This is a genomic window from Hyphobacterium vulgare (assembly GCF_042643335.1).
Taxonomy (GTDB): domain Bacteria; phylum Pseudomonadota; class Alphaproteobacteria; order Caulobacterales; family Maricaulaceae; genus Hyphobacterium; species Hyphobacterium vulgare.
On sequence record NZ_JBHRSV010000001.1, the window covers coordinates 300,008 to 312,077 of the forward strand.

Consider the following 12,070-nt stretch of genomic DNA (forward strand, 5'->3'; position numbering starts at 1 on the left):
GGGGAGAGATGACGGACACGGCCTTGATCGATTCCGCGAATGTCACGCTCGGCCAGGGCAGCGAGATCGGACTCGCGATCGCATTGGCCGTGATGATGTTCGCGGTCGCGCTGTCACTTCGTGTCTCCGATTTCGCCTTTCTGAAAACCCATCCGAAAATGTTCTTCGGCGGTGTCGCCACCCAGGTGATCGGCCTGCCGCTGGTTACGCTCGCCCTCGCCGCACTGATCGCGCCGACACCGTCGGTCGCGCTCGGCATGATCGTCGTGGCGTGCTGTCCGGGCGGCAATGTCTCGAACCTCTTCGTCATGCTGGCGCGCGGAAACGTGGCCTACTCGGTCGCGCTGACGGGCATGTCGAGCGCAATGGCCTTCCTGGTCACGCCGCTCTCCATCCTGTTCTGGGCGAGCCTTTATCCCCCGACCGCCGAACTGATCCACCAGATCGATGTCGATCCGCTGCCCTTCCTCGTTCAGGTCGCGACCATGCTCGCCGTGCCGCTGGCACTCGGCATGTGGGTGCGTGCGAAATTGCCCGGGCTCGCCGACCGGCTACAGCCCGTCTTCCAGACGCTGGCCATACTCATCATTCTTGCCCTGATCGTCATCGGGCTGAAGGGAAACTGGGCGATCGTGATGGCGACCGGCCTGATCATCGTCCCCGTGGCGGTGATCCACAATGCCGTCGCCTTCTCGCTCGGGGCCGCTTCCGGCCGCGTCCTGCGCCTCGACCCGCCCTCGCGCCGCGCCCTGACCTTCGAGATCGGCATCCAGAATTCCGGCCTCGGCCTCGTCATCCTTCTGGCTCAGTTCAACGGCCTCGGGGGCGCAGCCGCCGTGACGGCGACCTGGGCCATCTGGCATCTTGTCGCCGGCTTGTCGCTGGCCACAGCTTTTCGCGCCTGGAATGCCAGGCGCACCGCTTCGGGGAGTTCGGCAGAATGACGTTTGATCAGAAAATCACCGGCGGCCTGATCCATGACGGAGATGGCGGCGAACCCTATAGGGCCGATATCGGCATCACCGGCGGCCGGATCGCCGGCATCGGTTCGGATCTGGGCGACGCGAACCGCACGATCGATGCGGCGGGCTGCATCGTCACGCCGGGCTTCATCGACCTGCACAGTCACTATGACGGCCAGGCGACCTGGGACGACCGGCTGGAGCCTTCGGTCTGCCACGGCGTCACCACGACGGTCATGGGCAATTGCGGCGTCGGCTTTGCGCCCGTGCATCAGAGCGATCACGAGCGCCTGATCAAGCTGATGGAAGGCGTCGAGGATATTCCCGGCACGGCGCTGGCCGAGGGCCTGAAGTGGAACTGGGACAGCTTCCCCGAATACATGAACGCACTCGAAGCGCAGAACCGCACCATCGACATCGCGGTCCATATCGGTCACGACCCGCTCCGCGTCTATGTAATGGGCGACCGCGCCATCGCCGATGAGGACGCAACCGACGAAGACATCGCGACCATGCGCGACCTCGTCCGCGCCGCGATGGAGGCCGGGGCGATCGGCTTCTCCACCGGCCGCAGCGACGTCCACAAGACCGCCGATGGTGATTTCACGCCGTCATCTGAAGCCACCGCGCGCGAACTGTCGGGCATCGCCTCCGCCTTCGAAGGTCTCGGCCATGGCGTGGTGCAGGCGGTCAGTGATTTCGACCTCGAACGCGAGGGCGACCGCTTCGAGGCCGAGTGGAAAGTCCTGGAAGCCTATGTGAAGGCCGCCGGCGGGCGCCCCTTCTCAATGTCGCTGATGCAGCGCGACTTCGCCCCCGACCAGTGGAAACGGATTCTCGCCAAGGCCGAGGAGATGAAACGCCAGGGCGTGGACATGCGCGTGCAGGTCGCCCCGCGCGGCATCGGCGTCTTTCTCGGCCTGCAATGCACCTTCCACTTCTTCATGGGCTATCCGAGCTACAAGACGATCGCCCACCTGCCCTTCGAGGAGCGGGTCGCGGTCATGAAGACACCGGAATTCAAGGCGCAGATCCTGGCGGAGAAGACCGACAAGCTGTCCGGTCCGGGCTCATCCGTACCGCCGCTCGCCGACCTCCTGATGGAGCACATCGACTTCGTCGCGACCAAGCTGTTCCGGCTGGGCGACAATCCGGACTACGAACAGCCGCCCGAACAATCGCTCGCCGCGCAGGCCGCGCGCGAAGGCATTCCGCTGATGGAAAAGCTCTACGACACCGTGCTGGAGCGCGACGGTCAGGAACTGATCTACTTCCCGATCTACAACTACACCGAGGGCGATTACGGCAACGTCCACGCCATGATGACCCACCCCCAGGCGCTGCAGGGTCTGGGCGATGGCGGCGCCCATGTCGGCACGATCTGCGATGCCTCCACCCCGACCTATCTGATGAGTTACTGGACACGGGACCGCACCCGGGGACCACGCATACCCCTGCCGCGCGCGGTACAGATGCTGACCTCGGACATCACGGATTATCTCGGTCTCAACGATCGCGGCCGGATCAAGATCGGCCAGAAGGCAGACCTGAACGTCATCGATCATGACCGGCTGAACGTGCTGCCGCCCTACATGGTCAAGGACCTGCCCGCGGGTGGTCAGCGCCTGCTTCAGAAGGCGAAGGGCTATCGCGCAACACTGGTCTCGGGCGTGCCGGTGGTGCTCAACGATGTCGTGACGGATGAACGTCCGGGTCGTCTGGTGCGGGCTGGGCGGTGATGCCTCGGGACTGCTTGTAACCCCTGGGATCCCCACGAAAGTGGGGACCCGAAGCTGGCACCCGGTTTCAGCTTCCCGCTTTCGCGGGAAACCCATGAAACAATTGTGATCTCTCGCCTGTCCCCGCGGAGGCGGGGAAAGGGCGAGGAGAAATCAGATCGCGTCCAGCACCAGACCGCCCGCGCCGCGCGTCACGCGCCAGCGGCTGTCGATCCCGGCGTCATAGCCCGTGCGTTTGACGGTCGAGACCTCGACATAGTCCGCCTCGACCGCGTCGCGGGTCAGTGAAAGCCGGATGAAGCCGCGCCGATAGGGCTCATGGTGCAGGATTTCCGCATTGGCGGCTTCGGTGATGCGGCCGAAATGCACGCCCGGCGCCGGAATGCCCTCGAACTCGGAAGGGCTCGAAATCGACGTCGTGCCGAATTCGTAACCGACCGACCGGCCGGCCTCCGTGGCCAGCGCGCAGGTCCAGAAATTGTGCGTGTCACCGGCCAGAGCGATCATGCCGTCCGTGGCATCCAGAACAGCCGCGTAGAGCCTTTCGCGCTCGGCCGGATACCCGTCCCAGCTGTCGAAGCTGAACGGGCTGTCGAAGCGCGAGCGCAACACATATTCCCAGGCCAGCGGCTCGCGATTGCGCACGATCCATTTCAGCCAGCCCGGCAAGGCCTCGACATAGTTCGGCATGTTCAGCTTGCCGAGCAACACCTGCCCGCCCAGCACCTGCCACGGCGTGCCGCCCTCGCGCGACGTCCGGAAAGCCGCGGCGATCGCCTCGATCTGCGCCATGCCGAGCATCTCGCGTGACGGATCGCCCACCACATCGCGCAGCCATTCGGCCACAAGCGCGCGGTTCTCCGGAGTGTCCTCGGCGTCATACGCGATCGGGAAGCTGTCAAACGTCAGCTGCTCGGTTCGCGCCGTGTGCCGGCTCTCGGTCAGGACGATCGTTGCAAGACCGGCGATCTCGATGGTTTTCAGACCACCAATCATGTCGGCCGGTTCGCGTGTCGGGTTCCAGTCATGGAAGGCCCGCAACGCCTCACTGCGCCGGCTCGACCACTCGCCCTCGCCGTCATTGTGGTTTTCCGCGCCGCCGGACCAGGTGTCGTTGGCCACTTCGTGATCATCCCAGGTGATGAACCAGGGTGCGGCGGCATGCGCCGCCTGAAGGTCGGGATCGGACTTGTATTGGGCGTGGCGCGCCGCGTAGTCGGCATAGGTCAGGCATTCATGCCTCGGGTCCGGGACCCGGCCCATATCCTCTGCGTCCTCGGTCGCATAACCGCCGTGCCCGTATTCGTAGATATAGTCACCAAGGTGCAGGACGAGATCGAGATCCGGCGTGTTCGCCATTTCGCGGTAGGCGTTGAAATAGCCCGCCGGATAGTTCGAACAGGAACAGAATGCGATGTTGAACGATGCGCGCGGCTGCACCGGAAGGGTTCGCGTCCGCCCCACGGGCGAGGCCTCGCCATTGTGCAGCGCGCGGTAGAAATACCAGCGATCGGGCTCGAGCCCCGTCGCGACGAACTTGTAGGTCGAAACCGGATTCATCCGGATGTATTCGCGAATTTCGCTAGCCTCGACGACCAGATCCTCGAAAGCTTCGTCAGTCGCAACCTGCCAGCTCAATTCGCCGCCGCCATCCTCGGTGACCGCAGTCCAGAGCACCACGCTGGTTGCATCCGGTTCGCCCGAAGCCACACCGTGCCGGAACGGTCCGGTCGGCGCCGGCGGCAGCGGCCGGTTCGGCGTGCCGCAAGCGGCAGCGGTCAGCGCCAGGCTCGTCGAGCCCAGCAAGAGATGACGCCGGTTCAAGCGAAGTGGCATGGTGAGTCTCCCCTCGTCAGACGCGGTATTGCCACCGTCTCACGACAAAAGCGCGACGCCTAGTTTCCTGGCCGCAAGACCAGCGTGTTCGACCCCTCGGGCGCATTCTCCGGCGTCCAGTCGGTCCGCATCTCGAAGTTTTCGCCCGCTGCCCACATCGGCGCCAGATCGCGGTAATGCCCCGACCAGGGATGCCCCGACTGCCCCGGCGCATGCATGAAGCGGGACGCGTCGAGATCGGACATGTCGTAGATCGCCCGCAAGGATGGCCCGTGGAATACGTCGAAACTGTCGCCGCGCATCGGATAGACCGCGACATTCACCGTAGAGCCATCCCCGCCGACCGGCTGGCGCACCGTGAACATGCCATCGAGCAGGGGCATACCCGTGAAAACCGGGTGATCGAACACCGCCGCATGCGCGCTGCCCCAGGACCAGTTGTCGATATCGGGGCCGAATTGGGCGATCCCGGTCGCCATTGCCGCATCGAGCGCAACACCCACCGTCACGGCGCAGTTCTCCGCCGCAGGCGTGGTGACATCGTCGCACCAGCGCGTCTCGCCGCCGACGAGGACGTTATCGACCAGGCCTTCGCGGCGGCCGATGAAACGCGGAAAATCCTCGCCGAGCTCGTCACCGTAGAGCGCGCGGGCAAATGCGCGGTACCACAGTGCATAGATCAACGCTTCGTTGGAATAGACCGGCATCGACCCGTCCCAGTCCGCCAGCAGGTCGCGGGCGCGTTGTCCTTCAACGGTCTGCGGCTCGGAGGCCGCAATCGCCGGGATCAGGCGCGCCGCCTGCGCCGACAGCACGTCCATCTGAAGCGTCTCGTAGCTGTCCAGATCATGGCGGGCCGTCAGATCGAGTTGTTCATTGATCCGGACCGCGCGGAAGATCGCGTACTCGCCCGGTGTCGGATGGGCGTAATTGTCCGGCGCGATCCGGTTGTTGCCGCTGGCGACGCGGCCTGAAACCGGATTTCGCACCCGCGGCAGCTCGTCATACGGGATATAGCCGGTCCAGCGGCCATTCCCGTCACGCAGCGGAACCAGTCCGGCTGTCGTGTAGCCAGTCGTCCCGTCGATATGGGCGTAATGCATGTTCTGCATCGGCGCAGTGTAGCCCCGGCCTGCCTCGACGAATTGCTCCCAGCTCCGGCTTTTCATGATGCGGTAGGCGACGCCGGCGACGTCATTCGACATGTCGAGCGCGGTCGATTGCAGCACCACATCGACATCGCCATAGGCGTCGATCGCGAAATAGTCGGGATCAAGCAGCGGTCCGATGGGGCTCTGCCGGATTGTCAGTTCCACGGGGTCGCCGCCGCGAACCGGAATCATCTCGGTGCGTTCCGCGATCTCCAGCTCGCCGCGTTCGAACACCTGCAGGTCGATCACGTCAAACCCGGTATTGGTGAAGCCCCAGGCCGACACGTCATTACGGCCGAGCACGACCAGTGGCGCACCGGCGACGGTCGCGCCGACCACATGCCCGTCAGGCAGGGCGAGGTGCGCGAAATACCAGATCCCCGGCGCGGACAGTGACAGATGCGGGTCGTTGGCCAGAAGCGGTGCGCCGCTCGCCGTGTGTTCGCCCGAAAGCACCCAGGCATTGGAGCCTTCATCGACGTCCGGCTGGACTTCGTTCGCCGGCAGGCCGTTGTCCGCAGGAGTCGCGGCGCGTTCGGCATAGTCCTCGGCCTGCAGCATGGTTGGCGCCCAGTCGGGATATTCCGGCAGGAATTCCGCAAGCTGGTCCGGCATCAGGATTTCTTCGAGTCGGCGGCGGGACATCTCGCTGTCCTCGCCGGCCGCCAGCGAGTCCGCCATGTAGACGACCACCGAGGCGGTATCGACCAGCCGCCATTCCTCGGGGCGGAACATCCAGGTCGACGGGTTGAACATCATGACCCGGTATTCCGGCGACGGCGTACCGCGCGCGAGGCGCGCATTGACACCGGCGGTGTAGGCTTCGGCCGCGGCCAGCGTCTCGGCGTCCATATTGGCGACAGCGGCAGCGGCGACATTCGGATAGCCGCGAATGCGGTTGCGCGCATCGACGCGTACGGTTCGTTCTCCGAGTGCTTCGGACAGTCGCCCCTGCACATAACGGCGCATCATGTCCATCTGGAAGAAGCGGTCCTGGGCGTGGGCATAGCCGAGCCCGAAGAACACATCGGCTTCCGTTTCGCCGAAGATGTGGGGTACGCCGTGTTCGTCGCGCACGATCGTCACGTCGCCGCTCAGGCCGGCGACGCGGACCTGGCCGCTCGTATCCGGTTTTGTGCCCCAGAAGGCCCAGAGCCAGAACCCGGCCCCGATCAGCATCAGGGCGGCAACCAGCCCCCCGAAAAACAGGATAATCCGAACCAGAATACGCATGCGACCCACCCCCAATGTGAACACCGTTCACGCGGGAGAGTAACAGGACCGCCGCGCCGCGCCAGTGCGGGTCTGCATTGTGACTAACGGACGTAGGAGGCGCCGTTGATATCCATCACCGTACCGGTCGCCGAAGGACACAGGCCCGACAACAGGAAGGCCGAGACCGCTCCGATTTCGTCAGGCTGCGCGACGGCTCCGAGCGGTATTTCGGCGACGGCGGCCCGGCGCGCCTCGACCCGGCTCGGTGCCATGTCGGTCTCGATCCAGCCCGGGGTCAGCGTGTAGATCAGAACCCCGTCACCGGAATAAGCCCGGGCCAGCGTCTTCGCCGCCGCGACCAGGCCCGCCTTCACCGCGGCATAACCGCAATGGTTCGGCCCGTCGCCGCGATAGGCCGCGCGCGAGGCGATATTGACGATCGAACCCCCGCCGCGCGTCCGGAAAGCAGTCACGGCCGCGCGCATCAGGTCGCAGGGCGCGCGCAGATTGACGGCCAGCTGTTCCGTCCAGCCAGCCTCCCATTGCGCGTCATCATTGAGCGGCGTCGCGCGGTAGATTCCGGCATTGTTGACCAGCGCGTCGAGCGGTCCGAATTGAGCCTCGGCCTCGGCCCAGAGCGCCGCGCCGGCCCCAGCCTCGCCGAGGTCCTTTCCGATCACGCCCGGAGCCCTGTTGCCCAGCTCCTGCGCCAGCGCATCGGCCGCCTCACGCTGCGCATTGTAGTGGATCACCACATCGCCGCCATCGGCCGCGCAGGCGCGCGCGATGGACTTGCCGGCCCCCCGCGACGCACCGGTCACGAGGATCCGCTTTCCGTTCAATTGTCCGGGCATGGCCTATTTCGATTGCAGCTTCGAGATGAAGTCGAACGTCTTGCCGTAGGGCGGCGCGATCAGGCGCGACGGGTGCCATTTCGGCGCCTCGAACACCGCGCGTTCGTGCGTGAAGGTCAGGAAGCCGTGCTCGCCGTGATAGGCGCCCTGCCCCGAAGCCCCGACGCCGCCGAACGGCATGCCTTCCACCGACATGTGCAGCATGGAGGCGTTCACGCTGGCCCCGCCGGAGATCGTCCGGTCGAGCACGCTGCGGGCGAGCGCCTTGTCCTTCGCATAGACGTAAAGCGCCAGCGGATGGTCGCGTTCGTTCACGAAGGCGATCGCATCATTGAGCGTGTCGTAGGGCAGGATCGGCAGGATCGGCCCGAAGATCTCTTCCGTCATCAACTGGCTGTCGACCGGCGGATCGATCACGATCGTCGGGGCCAGCTTGCGGGCATTGCCGCTTTCGCTGCCCTTCGGCTGGAGAATGCGGGCACCGGCAGCACGCGCTTCCTCGATCATCGCGGTCAGCCGGGCATGATGGCGATCGGATATGATCGCCGTGTAGTCGGCGTCGCTCGCAAAGTCCGGGAAGAAGGTCCCGACCTGTTCCAGAACCGCCTCGGCCGTGGCATCGACCTTCGAACGCGGGGCGAGAACATAGTCCGGCGCGATACAGGTCTGCCCGGCATTGAAGAACTTGCCCCAGGCCAGCGGCGATGCGGCATCGGCCGGATCATAGTCCTCGGTGAGGATGGCAGGCGACTTGCCGCCAAGCTCCAGCGTGACCGGCACCAGATTGTCCGCTGCGGCCAGCGCGACGAGACGGCCGACATGCGTCGAACCGGTATAGAAGAGGTGGTCGAATTTCTGCTGCGTGAAGGCCTCGCCCACCTTCGGCCCGCCTGTCACGACCGCGACCTGGCTTTCGTCGAAAGCCTCGGCCAGAAGTCGGCTCATCAGGTCGGCGGTTTTCGGCGTCAGTTCCGATGGCTTGATGATCGCCCGGCAGCCCGCCGCGAGAGCAGCAATCAGCGGCGCGATCGCCAGCTGCCAAGGGTAATTCCACGGCGACACGATGCCGACGACCCCCTTGGCTTCGCGGCGCACATAGGCCTTGCCGGGCGCCAGCGTCATCGGGACGGAGGCGGGCTTCGCCTTCGCCCATTTCCCGACGTGCGATTTCGCATGCTTGGCCGCGCTGATCACGAAGCCGATCTCGGCGATCTGGGTTTCCGCGCAGGACCTGACACCGTAATCGGCCGAGATCGCGGCCATGATGTCCTGGGCGTGGTTCCTTGTCAGGTCGGCGACCTTCTGGATGTCGGCCTTGCGCTGGTCGATCGGACGATGGCGCTGATCGGAGAATGCCTCCTTCTGGCGCGCCAGCAGCGTCTTCAGGCGTTCGATCTGGCGGGCGTCGGTCTCGCTCATGGCAGTCTCCTTCAGGCCGAGGCGCGGATCATGTCCGCAGCCTTGTCGGCAATCATCATGGTTGGCGCGTTGGTGTTGCCGCCGACGAGGCGCGGCATGACGGAGGCATCGACGACACGCAGTCCGCTGACACCGTAGACCCGGCAGTGCGGATCGACCACCGCCAGCTCGCCCTTGCCCATCGTGCAGGTCGAGGTCGGATGGTAGAGAGTCTCCGCGCGCGCCCGGATGTCGGCTTCGAGATCGGCGCGCGTCTTCGCGCCCGGTCCCGGCAGCCATTCCTCGGCGCGATCAAAGTCGAACGCCGGAGTCGCAAGAATCCGCCGCACGATCTCCAGCCCGTCAATCAGCGCGACGAGATCGCCTTCCTTGTCGAGATAATTGGGGTCGATCGCCGGGTATTCGCGCGGGTCGGCGCTTCGGATCCGGATCTCGCCGCGGCTTTCGGGGTAGAGGTGGCAGACATGCAGCGTCACGCCATGCCCCCAGACCTGCTCCTTGCCGTGGTTCTTCGACAGCGATGGAATGAAGACAAGCTGCAGGTCCGGCAGGTCGCCCGCCCGCGACGACGACAGGAAGGCCCCGCCCTGAACCGGGTTGTTCGTCAGGGGTCCGTCGCCGCGCAGCATCCAGCGGAACAGATCGCCGAAATTCTTCGCCACCGTCGCCCATGACCAGCCGAGCGATGTTGCGCTCTTCGTGCGCATCAGCGCGGCGATATCGAGATGGTCCTGAAGATTGCGTCCGACGCCGGGAAGATCGACCTCGGGCGTCACGCCGGCGGCTTTCAGCCAGTCCGGATCACCAATACCCGACAGCTGCAGCAATTGCGGCGAGTTGATCGCCCCGCCGGCGAGGATGACTTCCTTGCGCGCGGTCAGCGTCGTTGCGTCTCCCCTGATGTCGAGCGCAACCCCGGCCGCCCTGCCATTCTCGAGGATCACACGATGCGCCAGCGCTTCGGTGATCACCGTGATATTGCCGCGCTCCAGCGCTGGCCGGAGGAAGGCGTCCGCCGCGCTCCAGCGGCGCGGCCCTTTCATCGTCACCTGGTAGGGACCGAAGCCGAATTGCTTGGCGCCATTGAAATCGGGATTGCGCGGGTATTGCAGCTGCTCACCGGCTTCGAAAAAGGCCTCGGTCAGCGGGTTGAGGACCGGGATGTCCTGAACATGCAGCGGTCCGTCGACACCGTGGAATTCGTCCGCGCCACGCTGCTGGCACTGCATCGCCTTGAAGCGCGCGAGCGCATCGGTCCAGTCCCAGCCCTCGGCGCCCATCGCGCCCCACTCGTCGAAATTCTCCGCCGCGCCGCGCATGTAGTGCATGGCATTGATCGACGACGAACCGCCGAGCGTCTTGCCGCGCGGCCAGAACAGCCGGCGGTCATTGAGCTGGCTCTGGGGTTCGGTCTCGTAGGACCAGTTGTACGGGCCACCGGAAACGACCTGCGCCAGCATCATGGCGGTACGGATGGCGGGCGCCTTGTCGGGCTTGCCGGCTTCCACAAGGCAGACGGAGACATCGCGGTCGCGCGATAGCTTTTCGGCAACCACGCACCCCGCCGACCCTGCCCCGACGATGATGTAGTCGAATTCGCGGACGTCACTCATCGACATTCTCCGAAAGCGGCGAAACGACCTCGGCGATGGCGCGCATCACGGTGAGAGTTTCGCCGGTCCGCGCCCCCCATTCGGGGTCGCCGGCGAAGCGGGCGATCACCACGCCCCGGCGTTCATCGACCCAGATATACTGCCCATAGACCCCGGCGGCGAAATACTCGCCCTCGTGATTTTCCGGCATCCACCAGTGCAGGCCATAGCCGCGCAGCGGGATGGTTTCGTTCGGCTCCTGGAAAGGCGCATTCGGCCTTGTCGCCATCTCGACCCAGCCTTCCGGCAACAGCCGCTCCCCGTCCCAGACCCCGTCCTGCAGGTGGAACTGGCCGAAACGGGCATAGTCGCGCGCGGTCGCATTGAGGCAGCAATAGCCGATCGCTTCCGCCTGCTCGCCCTCGACATTCTGCGACCAGTAGGCATCCGAAGACATCTGCAACGGCGTCCAGATTTGCTGCTGCGTGATGGCAGCAAGGTTCTCGCCATAAATCCCGCGCAGCACCGCGCCGAGCACATGCGTGTTCGGGCTGGTGTAATGCAGGTCCTGACCCGGCTCGCGATTGCGTTCGATCCGGGCGATCTGCTCGTCGACGCTTTGGCCCAGGATGAAGGTGTTGAAGAAGAGCGGACGGATGTCTGAATCCGGTCCGGAATAGTCTTCGTTGAAGTCGATACCCGCCGACATCATCAGAAGATGCCTGAGGCTGGTCTCGCCCATCGGGCTGCCGGCATACTGCGGCGCAAATTCCTGTGCCATCTGGTCCAGCGACTCGATCCGGCCCTGATCGAGCGCCATGGCGATCATCGTCGCAACGAAACTTTTCGCGACAGACCAGGACGTCAGCCGCGTTCCCGCGTTTGCTCCGTTCAGATAGCGCTCGTGAACGAGCGCCCCGTCGTGCAGCACGACAAGCGCGAGCGCGTGCGACTCGTCGAGATATTGCTCGATCGTTCGGGCTTCGCCGTCCCATTCATAGGTGACCGACAGGGGCTGGGATGCACCGTCAAGTGATTGCGGATCGGTCGCTTCGATGGTGCGGTATGGGAAAATCGAATCCATCGTCTGGAAGGTTTCGGTGTATCGCGCCGGGTCCGAAAGCCGATTGATTTCTGCCGGCGAATAGTCCGACCAGGGCCGGAAATACCATGCTGCAGCAGCGGTAATCGCGAGCACCAATGCCAGCAGCGCGCCCCCCACAATTCTCACGACCATATCCTTCCCCCATGACGGTTACGGGTTGTTCAGTTTCCAGTGTCACGACGAACACCAGCAAAGTG

At 64.9% G+C, this 12,070-nt stretch carries 8 protein-coding genes; 2 read left to right on the forward strand and 6 right to left on the reverse strand.

All coding sequences use genetic code 11. The annotated features are described in order from the left end of the window. Positions 1-8 precede the first annotated feature (8 nt). Positions 9-944 (forward strand): bile acid:sodium symporter family protein, encoded by a 936-nt coding sequence (locus ACFOOR_RS01555; protein WP_343163506.1) that lies wholly within the window; start codon positions 9-11, stop codon positions 942-944. Further along, positions 941-2,701 (forward strand): N-acyl-D-amino-acid deacylase family protein, encoded by a 1,761-nt coding sequence (locus ACFOOR_RS01560; RefSeq protein ID WP_343163505.1) that lies wholly within the window; start codon positions 941-943, stop codon positions 2,699-2,701. Before ACFOOR_RS01555 ends, ACFOOR_RS01560 begins: the two co-directional genes overlap by 4 nt. Before the next feature lie 153 nt (positions 2,702-2,854). Here the strand turns inward: ACFOOR_RS01560 and ACFOOR_RS01565 are convergent, their stop codons facing one another. The 6 genes from ACFOOR_RS01565 to ACFOOR_RS01590 form a co-directional block, all read right to left on the reverse strand. Continuing rightward, the gene (locus ACFOOR_RS01565; RefSeq protein WP_343163504.1) at positions 2,855-4,537 is read right to left on the reverse strand and encodes an alkaline phosphatase D family protein; all 1,683 of its coding nucleotides are present in this window, start codon (positions 4,535-4,537) and stop codon (positions 2,855-2,857) included. Between the two features lie 59 nt (positions 4,538-4,596). Then, positions 4,597-6,921: a penicillin acylase family protein gene (locus ACFOOR_RS01570; protein ID WP_343163503.1), complete on the reverse strand. Its 2,325-nt coding sequence runs from the start codon at positions 6,919-6,921 to the stop codon at positions 4,597-4,599. Positions 6,922-7,004: 83 nt separating this feature from the next. Next, on the reverse strand, positions 7,005-7,757 hold the full coding sequence (locus ACFOOR_RS01575; RefSeq protein ID WP_343163502.1) for an SDR family NAD(P)-dependent oxidoreductase: 753 nt from the start codon (positions 7,755-7,757) through the stop codon (positions 7,005-7,007). A gap of 3 nt (positions 7,758-7,760) precedes the next feature. Beyond that, positions 7,761-9,176, reverse strand: coding sequence for a coniferyl aldehyde dehydrogenase (locus ACFOOR_RS01580; protein ID WP_343163501.1), 1,416 nt, complete (start codon positions 9,174-9,176; stop codon positions 7,761-7,763). An 11-nt stretch (positions 9,177-9,187) separates the two neighbouring features. Then, on the reverse strand, positions 9,188-10,795 hold the full coding sequence (locus ACFOOR_RS01585) for a GMC family oxidoreductase (protein WP_449272385.1): 1,608 nt from the start codon (positions 10,793-10,795) through the stop codon (positions 9,188-9,190). Continuing rightward, a complete protein-coding gene (locus tag ACFOOR_RS01590) occupies positions 10,782-11,999 on the reverse strand; it encodes a serine hydrolase domain-containing protein (protein WP_343163499.1) in 1,218 nt (405 codons plus the stop codon). The genes ACFOOR_RS01585 and ACFOOR_RS01590 overlap by 14 nt, the downstream gene beginning before the upstream one ends. Positions 12,000-12,070: the final 71 nt, after the last annotated feature.

Excerpts from the sequence above, each read along its gene's own strand:
- ACFOOR_RS01575 (WP_343163502.1), bottom strand. The coding sequence starts at position 7,757 with ATGCCCGGACAATTGAACGGAAAGCGGATCCTCGTGACCGGTGCGTCG.
- ACFOOR_RS01565 (WP_343163504.1), bottom strand. The coding sequence starts at position 4,537 with ATGCCACTTCGCTTGAACCGGCGTCATCTCTTGCTGGGCTCGACGAGC.
- ACFOOR_RS01555 (WP_343163506.1), top strand. The coding sequence starts at position 9 with ATGACGGACACGGCCTTGATCGATTCCGCGAATGTCACGCTCGGCCAG.
- ACFOOR_RS01560 (WP_343163505.1), top strand. The coding sequence starts at position 941 with ATGACGTTTGATCAGAAAATCACCGGCGGCCTGATCCATGACGGAGAT.
- ACFOOR_RS01570 (WP_343163503.1), bottom strand. The coding sequence starts at position 6,921 with ATGCGTATTCTGGTTCGGATTATCCTGTTTTTCGGGGGGCTGGTTGCC.
- ACFOOR_RS01580 (WP_343163501.1), bottom strand. The coding sequence starts at position 9,176 with ATGAGCGAGACCGACGCCCGCCAGATCGAACGCCTGAAGACGCTGCTG.
- ACFOOR_RS01585 (WP_449272385.1), bottom strand. The coding sequence starts at position 10,795 with ATGTCGATGAGTGACGTCCGCGAATTCGACTACATCATCGTCGGGGCA.